The organism is Cellulomonas sp. P2_F12 (assembly GCF_056403775.1).
Map to the genome: position 1 here is coordinate 921,430 of NZ_JBFUEV010000001.1, position 16,749 is coordinate 938,178.

Below are 16,749 nucleotides of genomic sequence, written 5' to 3' on the forward strand. Positions count from 1 at the left end.
AGGGGGCGGCCCCGGGGGTCCTCTCCTACGACGGGGGGCGACCGGCGTCATCCCGACGAGTATCCAGAGGGAGAGTCATGGCTGCCCGATCGACGCGAGTCCGCCTGGAGAACCGCACAGGCCACCCGTTCAACCTTCAGCTCGTGACCGCGGGTCTCAGCCACGGGATCTGGGTCACCGAACCGCCCACGATCATCGGTGACTACGGGCTGTGGGAGTCCGAGTCGAGCGGGCTGTTCACCGGCACCGAAGGGCACGCGACGTACCAGATCGAGACCGTCGACGGAGACGTGCTGGGCAGCCTGTCACTGTCCTGGGACAACCCCTACGTCGGTTCCAACTCGTACGCCAGCACCCCGGTCCCGCAGGCGCAGTACGGCAGCACAGACGGTTTCTCGTCCGGGCACGTCCACGGTGAGGGCGACAACGCGAGCGTCACCTTCGTGCTGCTCACCGGCTCGTGCCAGGTTGACGCCACCACAGGCGAGGTTGTCTGCACCGTCTCCGAGGGCCTGACCCCGCCGAAGCCTGCGCGCCAGCACGTGACGCTGTTCCCGCGTGAGGCGACCGAGGCGACTACGGTGCGCCGCATCATCGACCCTCGCCCGTAGCAGCGGACGGGACCCTCGAGACGAGGGAGGTCCGCCAGCGCGGCGACGCGTGCGTCACGCACCGAGCCTGTCCGGTTGGCAGTGCGGACCTTCGGGTGCCGGCTGCGGCCCCTGTGCTGTGCATATCGTGAGCCCCCTGTCGGCGCCCTCCCCTACGGTGACGGCTCCACCGCACACCCGGGAGCCCCGATGCCGAAGTCCGCCGACGAGACGCTCGCGCTGATCCGCACGCTGCTGGCGATCGCCGACGGCGGCTCACCGCACGAGCCCGAGCGCGAGCTCGCCCGGACCCGCGCCGAGAAGCTGATGCTGCGCCACAGCATCGACGAGGCAGCCGTCCGGATGACGAGCGAGCGGGCGCGGGAGCCGGTCCGGGAGGACGTCCCGGTCACGGGCTCGTGGGTGGCGGACCGGATCGAGCTGCGCAACGCCGTCTACGGTGCGTTCGGCTGCCGGCCCCTGCGGGTGCGTCGCGGCAACGGCACCGAGTTCGTCGCGTTCGGGTTCGCGGCGGACATGTCGATGGCGGCGGTCCTGGCGGCGTCGCTCGAGCCGCAGATGTTGGCCGAGATGTACGCCCACGGCGGCACCGCGAGCGACAAGCGTGCGTTCGCGGCCGGCTTCGCCGCGATCGTCGCGGGCCGCCTGCGCCGGTTCTACGCCGAGGTGCTCACGGAGGCCGAGACCGAAGGCACCTCGAGCGAGCTGGTACTGGCTGCGCGGGACCGCGACGTCGACGCCGCCGTGGCGGACGCGTTCCCCCACGTGCGCCGCACGACGCGTCGCCTCTCCGGCCGTGGATGGGCCGCCGGCGCCGCGGCCGGCGCGCGTGCGGACATCGCCGTCTCGGACCGCACGATGTCCTCCGCCGGGAGTCGCGCGCTCGGACGGTGAGGGACTCGATCACCCTGGACACCTGTCGTGGGCAGGAACAGACTGCAAAGAGACGAGCCGAGGGGGCGGATCCATGAGTCGCGGCATGTGCGCCATCGCGCTCCCGAACGGCAAGGCGTACCTGTTCCAGGACGGCACCTACACCCGCCTCGACTTCCTCAGCGGCCTGCCCGAGCAGAACGACCTGCCCATGACGAACTGGCCGGGGCTCCGGCCCGAGGTGGCCGATGCCGCCGTCTACTACGGGTTCGGGAAGGCGTACTTCTTCTACGGCGACGAGTACGTCCGGTACGAGACCGGCAGCAACGGCCCGGAGGGTGTCGAGGCCGACTACCTGCCCCCCCACACCCCGTTCACCACCTCGCAGTACTGGCCGGGCGTCGATGCCGCGCAGATCGACGCGGTCCTGAACTGGGGCACCGGCAAGCTCTACTTCTTCTGCGGCCCCGACTACCTGCGCTACGACATCACGCTCGACCGGGTCGACGACAACTACCCGCGGCCGATCGCCGGCGCGTGGCAGGGCCTGTGGGACGACGGCGTCGACGCGGCGCTCTACCAGGGCGGGACGTACGCGTACTTCTTCAAGGGGTCGGAGTACCGCCGCTACAACGTGGACACCGACGCCGTGGACGGCCAGGGCTCCATCGGCACCCTGCAGCTCGAGCCCGTCCCGGCGGCAACGCTGACGGCGGCGCGCGACCTGACCCTGCCCGAGGCCAACACCGTCATGGGCTACCTCATCCAGGCCGGCAAGGTCGCGCTGAGGGCGGCCAGCACGCCGTACTCCGGGGACTGGCAGACGGGGATCGCCACGCCCCAGCCGGCCACGCACGTGGTCGTCCAGCCGACGACCATCGGAGGGATCGCCTACCAGTACGTGGGCGGCGCGCAGACGCTCATCGACAACGTCGACCAGCGGATGCTCGTCGCGCTGTACCGGCTGACCCGGTGGCTGAACTCGTCGCCCCCGGACGTCTCCGCGATCCTGCACATGGGCATCGGCCACGGCAGCGGGACGCCGAACGACTGCCACAACCAGGGCCGGGCGCTCGACTTCGCGGGGGTCCAGGGCACGCTCGACGGCGTCGCGTTCGACAAGCGGGTGCTGGCGGACTGGGGCAACCGGCCCGTCGTCGCCGGGTCGGCCGAGCGGCTCGATCCCGCCGTGGACGCGCTGGCCAACCTGCTGTTCCGGACGGCCCTGTGCTTCGCCACGTTCGAGTGCGAGTGCAACGGGATCGGCCCGGCCAACAAGTGGCCCCGCACGCGGATCGGCGACCTGGGCGGCTACGTGATCCACCCCGACTACATCGACGGTCCCGGCGGGACGCTCCGCTCCCACCACCAGGAACACATCCACATGCAGGTGGGCAAGACGAGGATCTAGCCACCCACCTGCGGGGCGTGGCGGTCGAGGAACGCGTACACCTCGCGGGCGTCGACGCCCGGGAAGGCCCCGGTGGGCAGCGCCGTGAACACCTGCTGGTGGATCCGGGCGCTGGGCCACGACGCGTCCTGCCAGCGGGCGGCGGCGCTCTCCGGCGGGCGGCGGCAGCACGCCTCGTCGGGGCAGGTGGACTGGTGGCGGACCTTGGTGTCGCGGCCCCGGAACCACGTGGCCGACGAGAAGGGCACCCCGACCGTGAGCGCCAGCTGGCCCGTCGCGCCCGAGCCCGTCTGCGTGGAGCACCAGAACGTGCCCGCCGGGGTGTCGGTGTACTGGTAGGACTCGGACGTGCGGTCGCGCCGGGTCAACGCGCGGCGCACCCCCCAGCTCCGGCACACGAGCTGCCCCTCGATCGCACCCGTCACGTCGGTCGGCAGCGGCAGCCCGTCGTTCGCGTAGGCGCGGTAGATCGCGCCGTCGCCGCCCAGCCGTACGAAGTGCACGGGGATGCCGAGGTGGTGGGTCGCCAGGCTGGTGAACCGCTGCGCCGCCGCCTCGTGCGTCACGCCGAACGCGTCGCGCAGGTCCTCGATCGCCAGGTCCTTCTCCTTCTTGGCCTGCTGGAGGTGCTGGACGGTGGCGGTCTCGGGCATGAGGCAGCAGGACGCGAAGTAGGTGGTCTCCATGCGCTGGCGCAGGAAGTCGTCGTACGACGTCGGGCGGCGGTGCCCGAGCACGCGGTGCGCGATGGCCTGCAGCGCGAGCGACCTGAGCCCGTGGCCGCCGGGGGTCGACGCGGGCGGCAGGTAGACCCGGCCGTGCTCGAGGTCGGTGACTGTCCGGGTGGAGCTGGGCAGGTCGTCGACGTGGATGATCGCGAAGCCGAGCTGCTCCGCCATCCGGGACACCGCCCGGTGCGTGAGCGCGCCCGACGTGTACCCGGCCTTGCGCGCCATGGTCTCGGCGAGCCGCTCGATCTCGGGCAGGTAGTTGTCGCGCTGCTGGCGCTCGAGTCGGATCTGCGTGTTGGCACGGCGGGCCTCCTCGGGGGTCGCGACCGCCTCGAGGTCGCGCCGGGCCAGCTCGGCGTGCAGGCCGACGATCTGCTCGAGCACGGGCAAGGGCAAGGACCGGCCCGGGCGCACGGCGGGCAGCGAGAGTCGCTCGAAGCCCGCCGACCGCTGCGCGCGGTCCAGCGCGATCTCGAGCGCGGCCCGTCGCGACGGCGGCTCCGCGTCGAGCAGGTCGGCGACCGTCACGTCGAGCGCGGTCGCCAGGCTGCGCAGCAGCACGAGCCGGGGCTCGCGCCGACCGTTCTCGAAGAGGGAGAGCAGGCTGGACGTCACCCCGACCTGCCGGCCGAGGTCGTCGAGGGTCATCCCGCGTGCCTTGCGCAAGTGCCTTAGCCGGCGGCCGAGCGTGAGGGCGTCGGGTGCACCCGTCGCGTCGATGTTGTCCACGTCACTGTCCTGTGCGGCCACAACGTGACTCTATGTCAAGAAGTGGCGAACTTGACGTCTCTACCTGCCCGGAGACCTCTGCGGCTTGACGACACGATGGACAGAACGAAGCGAACGGGCCGACGAGGGCCCGCCGAAGGAGACCGAAGACGATGACCATGCTGGCCGAACAGCCCGTCACCCTCCAGACCGGCACCACGACGGTCCCCGACGTCACGTCGGCCGCGGTGCTCGGCGACGTCCACGCGTGGGTCGACGCCGTCGCCGGGCTCACCGAGCCCGACGCGGTGGTCTGGTGCGACGGTTCGGACGAGGAGCGCGACGCACTGGTCGCCCAGATGGTGCGCACCGGCACGCTCCTCCCCCTGGACCCCGAGCTGCGCCCCGGCAGCTACCTCGCACGGTCGGACCCCGACGACGTCGCCCGCATCGAGTCGCGCACGTTCGTCTGCCCGGTCGAGGAGTCGGACGCCGGGCCGACCAACAACTGGCGCGAGCCCACGGCAATGCGCGCCGAGCTCGACGGGGTGTTCGCGGGCAGCATGCGCGGGCGGACCATGTACGTGGTGCCGTTCTCGATGGGACCCGTCGGCGGACCGCTGTCGCACGTGGGTGTGCAGGTCACCGACTCGCCCTACGTCGTCGTCAGCATGCGCGTGATGACCCGGGTGGGCCGCGACGTGCTCGACCTGGTCGAGGCCGGCACCCCGTTCGTCCCCGCGGTGCACTCGGTCGGTGCGCCGCTCGAGCCCGGCACCGCGGACGTGCCGTGGCCCTGCAACGCGTCGAAGTACGTCGTCCACTTCCCCGAGACCCGCGAGATCTGGTCGTTCGGCTCGGGCTACGGCGGCAACGCGCTCCTCGGCAAGAAGTGCTTCGCCCTGCGCATCGCCTCGGTGATCGGCCGAGACGAGGGGTGGCTGGCCGAGCACATGCTGCTCATCCGGCTCACGTCGCCGCACGGTCGCCGGTACCACGTCGCCGCCGCGTTCCCCTCGGCGTGCGGCAAGACGAACCTCGCCATGCTGCGCCCCACGCTGCCGGGCTGGCGGGTGGAGACGATCGGCGACGACATCGCGTGGCTGCGGCCGGCGGCCGACGGCTCGCTGCGGGCCATCAACCCGGAGGCCGGCTTCTTCGGGGTCGCGCCGGGCACGGGCCCGACGACCAACCCGGCGGCCATCGAGACGCTGAGCCGCGACACGATCTTCACCAACGTCGCGCTCACCGACGACGGTGACGTCTGGTGGGAGGGCCTGACCCCCGAGCCGCCCGCGCACCTGGTCGACTGGACCGGGCAGGACTGGACGCCGCAGTCCGGTCGCCCCGCCGCGCACCCGAACTCCCGGTTCACCGTCGCGGCCGCCCAGTGCCCGACGATCGCCGACGGCTGGGACGACCCCGAGGGCGTGCGGCTGGACGCGATCGTCTTCGGCGGGCGCCGCGCGACCAACGTGCCGCTGGTGGCGCAGGCGGAGAGCTGGGAGCACGGCGTGTTCATGGGCGCCACGATCTCCTCCGAGCGCACCGCCGCCGCCGAGGGCCTGGTGGGCGAGCTGCGCCGCGACCCGTTCGCGATGATGCCGTTCTGCGGCTACGACATGGCCGACCACTGGGCGCACTGGCTGCGGATCGGCGCGGCCCTCGACCGCGCGCAGCGGCCGCTCGTGTTCCAGGTGAACTGGTTCCGCAAGGACGACCAGGGCGACTTCCTGTGGCCCGGGTTCGGCGAGAACTCCCGGGTGCTCGCGTGGATGGTCGACCAGGTGGACCGCGCCCGCGGCCTGCGCACCGACCACGGCGCCGTGCCCAGCCCCGTCGGTCTGCTGCCCTCGCCGGGCGCGCTGAACCTGGACGGCCTCGACATCGACGACGACGCGCTCGCGCAGCTGTTCGCCGTCGACGCCGACTCGTGGACACGGGAGGCCGACCTGACCGAGGAGTTCTTCGCGCTGTTCGGCGACCGGGTCCCGCCCGCGCTGCTCGACCGGCTCGCCCGGCTCCGCGCCGCGCTGCTGCGCGGCCGCTGACCGAGCGCCGTCAGGCCGCGGAGGCCGCAGCGACCCGCGGCCTGCCGGCCGTGATCACGCGTGCGGTCACGGCGAGGCCGACCGCCACGCCGGCGCCGACGAGGTAGACGCCGGCCAGGCCGATCCCGGTCAGGCTCTCGAGGGGTGCGACGCCGAACGCCGCGACGCCGTAGCCCACCTGGTAGGCCGCGATGAGCTCACCCGACGACGTGGCGCCCAGCCGCGGGAACTCCTCGCCGGCCAGGCTCAGGTTGAGCGGGAGCATCGCGGAGCAGGCGAACCCGGCGGCGGCGAACGCGAGGACCGCGACCACCGCGCTGTGCGCCGAGGACACGGCGAGGTTCGTGGCGGCGATCAGCACCGGCAGCACGACGAAGACCACGGTCGGCGGGACGCGCGTGGTGAGCGCGGCGACGATCACGCGGCCGAGGGTCACGCACGCCCAGAACGCGGCCAGCGCGAGTGACGCGACCTGCGCCGAGAGCGCGCGCTCGCCCGTGAGGTACACGCTCGACCAGTTGCCGAAGAGCGTCTCGCACACGCCGTAGAGCACGGCAGCAGCGGCGTACCACCAGAACCGGCCGGGCAGCTTCTGCCGGGCGCCCGTGCGCTCCGGCTTCGGGCCGGCGTCCAGGGTGGTCCGCACGGCGAGGACGAGGAAGACCCCCAGCCCCACGGCGGCGAGCACCGGCAGGAGCCACCAGGCGCCGAGCGCGAGGAACAGGGCGATGAGCAGCGGCGCCAGCGCGGTGCCCGTGCCGAGCAGGGCGTTCAGGGTGAGGATCGAGCGGTCCTGGTTCGACGGGGCCAGCCGGGCGGCCAACGTGTTCAGCGCCGGGACGGTGGTACCGAACCCGAACCCCAGCGCTCCGGTGGCGCAGAGCAGCACCGGGTACGCGGCGGGCGACGTCGACACCGCCTGGCTGAGGACCAGCAGCAGCATCGCGAGCAGGTTCGAGACCAGGCCGACCTGCAGGACGCGCTGCAACGACCAGCGCGCCGCCAGGAGCGGGGAGGTCGCCGCCCCGGTGATCGCCAGGACGACCTGCGGGACGAACATCAGCCCGTACTGGGTGGTGCTCAGGTCGTAGCCGGTGGGGCTGATGAGGATCGAGCTCGCGGCGGGGAACGAGACGAGCGCCAGCCCCTGGACCAGCCCTGCGCCGTAGACGAGGACCGATCGCGCGCGGGGGGCGGCGTCGACGGTCCTCATCCCACCGAGAGCCCCCACGACCCGCTCCAGGACTCCCCCGGTGCCAGCGTGAGCAGGTCCGCCCCGGACCGGAACGCGTGCGGCGGGCAGGTCATCGGCTCGACGGCCATCGCACGGCGGCGCCGCTCCGCCGGGAGCACGCCGTCGGCCGAGTAGACCATGAGGTATGGGAACGCCTCGTCGACCCAGAGCCGGACGCTCCGCCCGTCGGCGGGGTCGATCAGCTGGGCGACGGCCCGACCGTCCTGGCCGCGCACCAGGTCACCGAAGACGGTGTCCAGCACCTCCGGTCCGACGGCCCGCGGCGCCCGGAAGTCGAGGTGCGACCCGGTCACGTCGACCGGGGTCGGCCGCTCGTCGCGGTCGGCCGGCACCGGGGAGTGGCTCTCCGCGGGCACGAGCAGCTCCAGGCCCTCGAGCGCGGCGCCGAGGCCCAGGTACGGATGGAACCCCATCGCGAACGGGGCCGGCTCGCCACCGGAGTTCCGTGCCGACGCGACAACGGTGAGCCCGTCGACGGAGAGGTGGTAGCCCACCTGCAGGCTGAGCTCCCACGCGTAGCCGGGCTGCGGGCGCAGGACGCACGCGAGCACGACGTCGTGCTCCGTGAACGAGACCTCCGACCAGTCCAGCCAGCGGACCATGCCGTGGATCGCGTTGCCCTTCTCCGGCTCGTCCATCGCGACCTGGCACGTGCGTCCACCGAAGGTGTAGCGGCCGCCGGCCAACCGGTTGGGGAAGGGCGCGAGCACCTGGCCACGTCCGTCGGGCGCCCGCTCGTCGACGCCGAAGCCGTCGAGCACCGCCCGGGCGTCGAGCACGCACTCCCGGAGCGTCGCGCCGACCTGCGTGACGACCGCCTCGTGGTCGCCCGCCATGATGACGTACTGCCGCCCCGAGGGCGGGGCGGCGCTCATGACGTCACGTCCTGCGGCTCTCTGATGTCCTCCACGAGTGTTCCCCTCAGCGTCGAGCCCATGGACGACCCCGACGATGCCACCGATCACCGCCGTCAGGCCACCTCCCCTTTCATCCCGACGGGATGATGCTCGGCCGCTGAGCCGGGTGCGACGCTCGACCGGTCGGTAGGCGTCCGCGCGTGTCTCTCGAGCGATGGGGGGAGGTCGGGTGTCTGACCTGGACCTGGCCCGTCTGCAGTTCGCGTCGACGAGCATCTACCACTTCCTCTTCGTGCCCATCACGATCGGGCTGGGGTTCCTGGTCGCGGTCCTCCACACGATGTGGTTCCGGTCCGGCAACCCCGACCACAAGCGGCTGACCAAGTTCTTCGGCACGCTCCTGCTGATCAACGTGGCGGTCGGTGTGGTGACCGGCCTGATCCAGGAGTTCGAGTTCGGCATGAACTGGTCGGCCTACTCCCGGTACGTCGGCGACGTGTTCGGGGCGCCGCTCGCGATGGAGGGGCTAGCCGCCTTCTTCCTCGAGTCGACGTTCATCGGGCTGTGGGTCTTCGGCTGGAACGTGCTCCCCCGCGGGATCCACCTGCTGACCGTGTGGCTCGTGGCGCTGGGGGCGGCGGGCTCGGCGGCGTTCATCATGGCCGCGAACTCGTGGATGCAGAACCCGGTCGGGTACACGGTCGACCAGTCGACGGGCCGGCCCGAGCTCTCGGACATCGGGGCGGTGATGACCAACCCGGTCTTCCTGTGGGGGTACGCGCACGTGCTCACCGCGTCCCTGGTCACCGGGTCAGTGCTCATGCTCGGCGTCTCCGCCTGGTACCTGCGTCGCAAGCACCACGAGGAGGTGTTCCTGCGCTCGGCGAAGGTGTCGATCGCCGTCCTGCTGCCGTCGATCCTGCTGGCGCTCGGGGTCGGCAGCCACCTCGGAGTCATCGAGGCGACGTACCAGCCGATGAAGATCTCCGCGGCGGAGGCGCAGTGGGACACGTGCCAGCCCTGCTCGTTCTCCGCGTTCCAGATCGGCGGCGGCAACAACGACCAGGACCCCACCAAGATCATCGAGATCCCCCACCTGCTGTCGATCCTCGCGACCGGGACGTGGGACGGCGAGGTGCAGGGTCTCAACGAGCTCAACGCGCAGTACCAGGAGCAGTACGGCCCGGGGAACTACGTGCCGAACGTCTTCGTGCAGTACTGGTCGATGCGGGTCATGGCGTACCTGGGCTCCCTCGCCGCGCTCGTCGCGCTGTGGGGGCTGTGGCTGATCTGGCGACGACGACTACCGACGGCGCGCGTGTTCCTGTTCGTCGCGACATGGGCCGTGGCGGCTCCGTTCCTCATGAACACGGCCGGCTGGATGCTCACGGAGAACGGCCGCCAGCCGTGGATCGTCCAGGGCCTGATGAAGACGTCCGACGGGGTCTCGCCGTCGGTCGGCACGACGGAGCTGGTGATCAGCCTCGTCGTCTTCTACGGCGTCTTCCTGCTCCTCGGCGCGGTCAACGTGTACCTGATGATGCGGTTCGCCCGCCGCGGGCTGGAGCTCGAGGAGCCGGACGAGCCCGAGCACACCGGTGACAGAGGGCAGCCGCGCGTCCCGGCCCTGACCTTCTGAAGGAGGAGTCACGATGACGTTGCCCGACCTGTGGTTCCTCGTCGTCGCGTTCCTCTGGACCGGCTTCTTCGTGCTCGAGGGGTTCGACTTCGGCGTCGGCATGCTGCACAAGGTCGTGGGACGCACCGACACCGAGCAGCGCGTCGCGATCAACACGATCGGCCCGTTCTGGGACGGGAACGAGGTCTGGCTGATCGTCGGCGCGGCCGCGATCTTCGCCGCCTTCCCCAGCTGGTACGCCACGTGGTTCTCCGCGATGTACCTGCCGCTGGTGGTGCTGCTCGTCGCGCTCATCGCCCGCGGCGTCTCGTTCGAGTTCCGTGGGCGCATGGAGGCGACCCGGTGGCGCCAGACGTGGTCGTGGAGCCTGACGATCGGCAGCGCGCTGTGCCCGCTGCTGCTGGGCGTCGCGCTCGGCAACCTCCTGGCCGGGATGCCCGTGGACTCCTCCGAGGAGTTCACCGGCTCCGTCGTCGACTCGATCACCGGGTACGGCCTGCTGGTCGGCATCACGCTCGTCGCGCTGTGCCTGCTGCACGGCGCCACGTTCCTGGCCCTGCGCACCGACGGCGACGTGCGTCGTCGCGCCCACCGCGCGGTCGCCGTCACCCACGTGCCGGCCGTCCTGCTGCTGCTCGGGCTGGCGGTGTGGACGCCGTCGGTGTCCGACGCACCCGCGGTCCGCGGTGTCCTGCCGCCGGTGCTCGCGGTCGTCGCCGTGCTGGTGGCCGGCGCCCTCTCGCGGGCGCGCCGTGAGGGCTGGGCGTTCACCTCCACGGCGCTCGGTATCGCGCTGACGGTCGTGACCCTGTTCGCCAACCTCTACCCGAACGTCCTGGTGTCGAGCACGTCGGCGACCGACAGCCTCACCGTGACCGGCACCGCGTCGGGAACGTACGCGCTGCAGGTGATGAGCGTCGTCGCGCTGGTCCTCGTGCCCGTCGTCCTGCTCTACCAGGGCTGGACGTACGTCGTCTTCCGTCGGCGGGTCATCGGCCCGCCGACGTCCGCACCACCGGACCCGTCGACGGGCCCGTCCGCACCCCTCGACGAAGGAGCACTCACATGAGCCTGCACGGGAAAGTAGCGGTCGTCACCGGAGGCAACAGCGGCATCGGGAAGGCCGTGGTGCTCGCCCTGGCCGAGGCCGGCGCGAACATCGTCATCGACTTCGTCGCGCACCCCGAGGCGACGGAGGAGCTGGAGAAGCAGGTGCACGCCCTGGGCGACCAGGCGATCGGGGTCGACGCCGACGTCAGCAAGGTCGCGGACCTCGAGATGCTGGTGGCCCGCACCGTCGAGGCGTTCGGGCACCTCGACATCATGGTCAACAACGCCGGGATCGAGACGCGCACGTCCGTGCTGGACACCACCGAGGCGCAGTACGAGCGCGTCATGGACATCAACCTCAAGAGCGCGTTCTTCGGCACCCAGATCGCCGCCAAGCAGATGATCAAGCAGGGCACGGGCGGCCGGATCATCAACATGACCTCGGTGCACGAGGACTGGCCGATGCCGGGGAACACCGCGTACTGCCTGTCCAAGGGCGGCATGCGGATGCTCACCCGGACGGCGGGCGTCGAGCTCGGCCCGTACGGCGTGCAGGTGGTCGGGGTCGGACCCGGCGCGGTGGCGACGCCGATCAACACGGCGACCATGAACGACCCCGAGAAGATGAAGACGCTCGACGCCGCGATCCCGCTGGGCCGGATGGCGCAGCCGGAGGAGATCGCCAGCCTCGTCGCCTTCCTCGCCGGCGACGGCGCCAGCTACCTCACCGCCACGACGGTCTTCGCCGACGGCGGCATCATGCACAGCAGCCCTGGTCTGTGAGGCGGACGAGATGACCGAGCACTACGACGTCGTCATCATCGGGTCGGGCGCGGGCGGCGGGACCCTCGCGCACCGCCTGGCCCCGTCGGGCAAGAAGATCCTGATCCTCGAGCGCGGCGACTGGCTCCCGCGCGAGCTGGAGAACTGGGACGCGACGGAGGTGTTCGTCAAGAACCGGTACATCTCCAAGGACACCTGGTACGACCACGAGGGCAGGTCGTTCCAGCCGCAGGTGCACTACAACGTGGGCGGCGCGACCAAGTTCTACGGCGCCGCGCTCTACCGGCTGCGCGAGAAGGACTTCGGCGAGCTGCAGCACCACGGCGGCATCTCCCCCGCATGGCCGGTCGGGTACGACGAGTTCGAGCCGTACTACACCCAGGCCGAGGAGCTGTACCAGGTGCACGGCGCGCGCGGCGAGGATCCCACCGAGCCTCCGGCGAGCGGCCCCTACCCCTACCCGCCCGTCTCCCACGAGCCCCGCATCCAGCAGCTCTTCGACGACATGGGCGCGATCGGTCTGCACCCGTTCCACTCCCCCTCGGGGATCATGCTCAACGAGGCCAACCCCGCCTACAGCCCGTGCATCCGCACCGCCACGTGCGACGGGTTCGCGTGCCTGCTGCACGCCAAGTCCGACGCCGAGGTCATCGCGGTGCGGCCCGCCGTGGAGCACGCCAACGTCACGCTGGTCCGCAACGCCGAGGTGCGCCGCCTGGAGACCGACGACTCCGGGCACGCCGTCACCTCGGTCGTCGCGGACGTCGACGGTGTCGAGCAGCGGTTCTCCGGCGACGTCGTCGTGGTCTCCGCGGGCGCCGCCAACTCGGCGAAGCTGCTGCTCGCCAGCGCCAACGACCGGCACCCCAACGGGCTCGCGAACGGGTCCGACCATGTCGGCCGGCACTACATGTTCCACAACAGCCGAGCGTTCCTGGCGGTCTCGATCGAGCGCAACGACACCCGGTTCCAGAAGACCCTCGGCGTCAACGACTACTACTTCGGCGACGAGCACTTCGCGTTCCCGATGGGCAACGTGCAGATGGTCGGCAAGTCGTCGGCCCCCATGTACCGCGGCGAGAAGCCCATCGCGAAGCTCGCGCCGCTGTTCGCGCTCGGCGAGGTGGCGGAGCACGCGGTCGACTTCTGGCTGTCGGCCGAGGACCTGCCCGACCCCGACAACCGCGTGACGCTGGGCAACCACGGCGACATCGTGCTGACCTACACCCCGAACAACCGGCAGCCGCTCGAGGAGCTCTACAGCCGCGTGAAGGGCAACCTCGGGCACCTCGGCATGCACCCGCACCACCTGGTCCCGCGCGACATGTACATGAAGAACGACATCCCGGTCGCGGGCTGCGCCCACCAGGCCGGCACCGTCCGGTTCGGCGCCGACCCCGCGACGTCGGTGCTCGACCGCGACTGCCGCACGCACGAGGTGGACAACCTCTACGTGGTCGACACCAGCTTCTTCCCCAGCATCGGTGCCGTGAACCCGGCGCTCACCGCCATGGCGAACGCGCTGCGCGTCGGCGACCACCTGCTCGCCCGGCTCGGCTGAGACCCACCCGAGGAGACCCCCATGGACTCGAACAGCCCCGACTCGCCCTTCCCTCCGATCGCGCAGTACGCCTTCCTCTCCGACTGCCACACCGGGGCGCTCGTGGCGCCAGACGGGTCGATCGACTGGCTGTGCGTGCCCAGGTTCGACAGCCAGAGCGTGTTCGGCAGCCTGCTCGACCGCGGCGCCGGCTACTTCAGGTTCGCGCCGTACGGGATCAACGTGCCGACGTCGCGCGCCTACGACCCCGGGACCAACGTGCTCGTCACCACGTGGCACACGCCGTCGGGCTGGGTCGAGATCCGCGATGCGCTCACGATGGGCCGGCGCGAGGGGCCCGACGAGACGACCCCGCACACGCGCCCGCCGGCCGACGACGACGCCGAGCACGTGCTGGTGCGGACCGCCACGTGCCTCGAGGGCTCGGTGCGGATCGAGCTCGTCTGCGACCCGGCGTTCGACTACGGCCGGAGCCGGGAACCGTGGTCCCTGGATGCGGCGGACGGCCACACCGCGGACATCACCGGGGGCGGCGTGACGATGCGGCTGCACTCGGACCTGGCGCTCGGCGTCGAGGGCGACTCGTTGCGCGGCCGGCACGAGCTCTCGGCGGGCGAGACCGTGTTCTGCTCGCTGTCGTGGGCCGCCTCGTTGGACGGCCCGACCGATGCGCAGGACGCGGTGGCGCGCATCGCGGCGACGCGGGACTTCTGGCGCCGCTGGCTGAGCCGGGCCCTGATGCCCGACCACCGCCTGCGGCCCTACGTCGAGCGCTCCGCCCTGGTGATCAAGGGTCTGACCTACATGCCGACCGGCGCCACGGTCGCGGCGCTGACGACCTCACTGCCCGAGACCCCCGGCGGCGAGCGCAACTGGGACTACCGGTACACCTGGATGCGCGACTCGACGTTCACGCTGCAGGCGCTGCACTACCTGCGGCTCGACTGGGAGGCCGACGAGTTCATGCAGTTCGTCGCCGACATCGAGCCCGACCAGGACGGCGCGCTGCAGATCATGTACGGCATCGACGGCCGGCGCGATCTCACCGAGAGCACCCGCGACGAGCTGACCGGATACCAAGGGGCGCGGCCGGTCCGCCTCGGGAACGGTGCCTTCGACCAGAAGCAGAACGACGTCTACGGCTCGGTGCTGGACTCGATCCTGCTGCACACGCGGCGCAGCGAACGCCTGCCCGCGCGGCTCTGGCCCATCGTCAAGGCCCAGGCCGAGTGCGCGGCGGCCGTCTGGCAGCAGCCCGACCAGGGCATCTGGGAGGCCCGCGGCAAGCCGCAGCACTACGTCTCGTCGAAGATCATGTGCTGGGTCGCCATGGACCGTGCCGCCCAGCTCGCCGGCATCCGCGGCGAGCCCGACCTGCAGTCGAGCTGGGCCGCGACCGCGGCGGAGATCAAGGCCGACATCCTCGAGCACGGTGTCAGCGACCGGGGCGTGCTGCGGCAGCACTACGACACGGACGCGCTGGACGCCTCCAACCTGCTCGCGGCGCACTTCGGGCTGCTGCCCGGGACCGACAAGAGGCTGCACGCGAGCGTCCTGGCCATCGCCGACGAGCTCTCCGAGAACGGCTTCGTACTCCGGTACAAGACGGACGAGACCGACGACGGCATGTCCGGCAAGGAGGGCACGTTCGTCATCTGCTCGTTCTGGCTGGTCTCCGCCCTCATGGTCGTGGGCGAGAAGCAGCGGGCCCTCGACCTCATGGAGCGGCTGCTGCGGATCGCCTCCCCGTTCGGCCTGTACGCCGAGGAGTTCGAGGTCGACGCCGCACGCCACCTGGGCAACATCCCGCAGGCGTTCTCGCACCTCGCGCTCATCGAGGCCGCCGCCCGGATCATCCTCGCCGAGCGCGTCCAGGAGATGTCGCTGTGACGGACGTGATCGTGCTCGGGGGTGGGCTGGCGGGTGTCGCCGCCGCCCAGACCCTGGGCGAGGCGGGCGTCCACGTGACGTTGGTCGACCGCGCCGACTACCACCAGTTCCAGCCGCTCCTCTACCAGGTGGCCACGTCGCAGCTGCCGGCCGAGGACATCGCGCGGCCTCTGCGGACCATCTTCGCCGAGGTCCCGTCGGTCGACGTGGTCGTCCAGGGCGTCGCGCAGGCCTCGCTCGCGGACGTCACCCTCGTCCTCGACGACGGCCGGTCGCTGTCCGCGGACCACCTCGTGATCGCCGCCGGCGGGCGACCGAACTTCTTCGGCGTCCCCGGCGCGCGGGAGCACGCCTTCCCGCTCTACTCGGTCGCGGACGCCGAGCGCCTGCGCCGCCACCACCGCGCGCTGATGGTCGAGGAGAGCGTCCACGCCAGCGGGCCGCACGCGCGCGACGTCGTCGTGGTCGGCGGTGGGCCGACGGGGGTCGAGGTCTCCGGGGCCCTCGCCGAGCTGGTCGCCGCGCTCAAGACGCAGGGCCGGGTGCCCGACGACGTCCGCGTGCACCTGGTCGACCGCGGGCAGGCCGTGCTCGGTCAGTTCTCCGAGCACGCGCAGAAGTACGCGCACCACCACCTCACCAAGGGCGGGGTCGAGCTCCGGCTGGGCACGGGGGTCGCGGCCGTCCACGCCGACCGTGTCGAGCTCGACGACGGGACCACCCTGCCCACGGCGACGGTCATCTGGGCGGGCGGCGAGTCCGCCTCGGTCATCGCCCAGGACGCGGGCGAGAGCACGGGCCGCGGGGGGCGGATCGACGTCCGGCCGGACCTCGGCGTCGAGGGCTTCCCCGGCGTGTGGGCCGTCGGCGACGTCGCGAACATCCCGTCGGGTCCCAAGCACGGGGCGCCGACGCTCCCCCAGCTCGGCTCGGTCGCCCAGCAGTCCGGCCGGTGGGCGGCGCAGAACATCCTGCGCTCCGAACAGGGCGACCGGCTCGCGCCGTTCCACTACAAGGACAAGGGCATCATGGCGATGATCGGCCGCAACGCCGCCGTCGCCGAGGTGGGCGCGCACCGGCACGAGGTGGACGGGCCCCTCGCCTTCGCCGCCTGGCTCGGGGTGCACGCGATGCTGCTGAGCGGCGTGCACAGCCGTACCGACGCGTTCCTGAGCTGGGCGTGGGACTACTTCGACCGCGACCACGCCGCGACCGTCGAGTCGCACGACGCCCCCCGACGAATCGCCTGGGGCGACGACAGCGACGACGTCCCGCACATCGACCTCGACGGTCCCCGTCCGGAGTGACGGCCTTCGCCAGTCCGACCGG

General features: G+C 71.6%; 13 protein-coding genes. 10 read left to right on the forward strand and 3 right to left on the reverse strand.

Annotation, left to right across the window (positions count from 1 at the left end; genetic code table 11):
- Positions 1 to 77: 77 nt before the first annotated feature.
- The 3 genes from AC1DWH_RS04255 (at position 78) to AC1DWH_RS04265 (ending at position 2,895) form a co-directional block, all read left to right on the forward strand.
- Complete coding sequence (locus tag AC1DWH_RS04255; RefSeq protein WP_477092607.1) at positions 78 to 611, forward strand: hypothetical protein; 534 nt, start codon at positions 78 to 80, stop codon at positions 609 to 611.
- A 189-nt stretch (positions 612 to 800) separates the two neighbouring features.
- Positions 801 to 1,505 carry a DUF7168 domain-containing protein gene (locus AC1DWH_RS04260; RefSeq protein WP_477092608.1) on the forward strand — a complete coding sequence of 235 codons (705 nt, stop codon included), beginning with the start codon at positions 801 to 803 and terminating at the stop codon, positions 1,503 to 1,505.
- Between the two features lie 73 nt (positions 1,506 to 1,578).
- A complete protein-coding gene (locus AC1DWH_RS04265; protein WP_477092609.1) occupies positions 1,579 to 2,895 on the forward strand; it encodes a hemopexin repeat-containing protein in 1,317 nt (438 codons plus the stop codon).
- Here AC1DWH_RS04265 and AC1DWH_RS04270 read toward each other — a convergent pair.
- Positions 2,892 to 4,376, reverse strand: a complete 1,485-nt coding sequence (locus tag AC1DWH_RS04270) for a helix-turn-helix domain-containing protein (RefSeq protein WP_477092610.1) — start codon at positions 4,374 to 4,376, stop codon at positions 2,892 to 2,894. The two genes, AC1DWH_RS04265 and AC1DWH_RS04270, sit on opposite strands and share 4 nt — an antisense overlap.
- 131 nt (positions 4,377 to 4,507) lie before the next feature.
- Here AC1DWH_RS04270 and AC1DWH_RS04275 point away from each other — a divergent pair, with 131 nt between their 5' ends.
- Complete coding sequence (locus tag AC1DWH_RS04275; RefSeq protein WP_477092611.1) at positions 4,508 to 6,385, forward strand: phosphoenolpyruvate carboxykinase (GTP); 1,878 nt, start codon at positions 4,508 to 4,510, stop codon at positions 6,383 to 6,385.
- A 10-nt stretch (positions 6,386 to 6,395) separates the two neighbouring features.
- On the opposite strand, the gene AC1DWH_RS04280 is transcribed toward AC1DWH_RS04275, so the two are convergent.
- On the reverse strand, positions 6,396 to 7,598 hold the full coding sequence (locus AC1DWH_RS04280) for an MFS transporter (protein WP_477092612.1): 1,203 nt from the start codon (positions 7,596 to 7,598) through the stop codon (positions 6,396 to 6,398).
- Entirely contained in the window at positions 7,595 to 8,515 is a 921-nt protein-coding gene (locus AC1DWH_RS04285; RefSeq protein ID WP_477092613.1) for an aldose 1-epimerase family protein, read from the reverse strand. The genes AC1DWH_RS04280 and AC1DWH_RS04285 overlap by 4 nt, the downstream gene beginning before the upstream one ends.
- 211 nt (positions 8,516 to 8,726) lie before the next feature.
- Between AC1DWH_RS04285 and AC1DWH_RS04290 the strand changes: the two genes are divergently transcribed.
- From AC1DWH_RS04290 to AC1DWH_RS04315, 6 genes are read left to right on the forward strand one after another with little or no spacing between them, the layout of a single operon-like run.
- Positions 8,727 to 10,136, forward strand: a complete 1,410-nt coding sequence (locus AC1DWH_RS04290; RefSeq protein ID WP_477092614.1) for a cytochrome ubiquinol oxidase subunit I — start codon at positions 8,727 to 8,729, stop codon at positions 10,134 to 10,136.
- Between the two features lie 13 nt (positions 10,137 to 10,149).
- Positions 10,150 to 11,205 (forward strand): cytochrome d ubiquinol oxidase subunit II, encoded by a 1,056-nt coding sequence (gene cydB, locus AC1DWH_RS04295; RefSeq protein ID WP_477092615.1) that lies wholly within the window; start codon positions 10,150 to 10,152, stop codon positions 11,203 to 11,205.
- Positions 11,202 to 11,969: a glucose 1-dehydrogenase gene (locus AC1DWH_RS04300; protein WP_456845215.1), complete on the forward strand. Its 768-nt coding sequence runs from the start codon at positions 11,202 to 11,204 to the stop codon at positions 11,967 to 11,969. Before cydB ends, AC1DWH_RS04300 begins: the two co-directional genes overlap by 4 nt.
- A 10-nt stretch (positions 11,970 to 11,979) precedes the next feature.
- Positions 11,980 to 13,530 carry a GMC oxidoreductase gene (locus AC1DWH_RS04305; protein ID WP_477092616.1) on the forward strand — a complete coding sequence of 517 codons (1,551 nt, stop codon included), beginning with the start codon at positions 11,980 to 11,982 and terminating at the stop codon, positions 13,528 to 13,530.
- 21 nt (positions 13,531 to 13,551) lie between these two features.
- Positions 13,552 to 15,420, forward strand: coding sequence for a glycoside hydrolase family 15 protein (locus tag AC1DWH_RS04310; RefSeq protein WP_477092617.1), 1,869 nt, complete (start codon positions 13,552 to 13,554; stop codon positions 15,418 to 15,420).
- The gene (locus AC1DWH_RS04315) at positions 15,417 to 16,727 is read left to right on the forward strand and encodes an NAD(P)/FAD-dependent oxidoreductase (RefSeq protein WP_477092618.1); all 1,311 of its coding nucleotides are present in this window, start codon (positions 15,417 to 15,419) and stop codon (positions 16,725 to 16,727) included. Before AC1DWH_RS04310 ends, AC1DWH_RS04315 begins: the two co-directional genes overlap by 4 nt.
- The last annotated feature ends 22 nt before the right edge of the window (positions 16,728 to 16,749 follow it).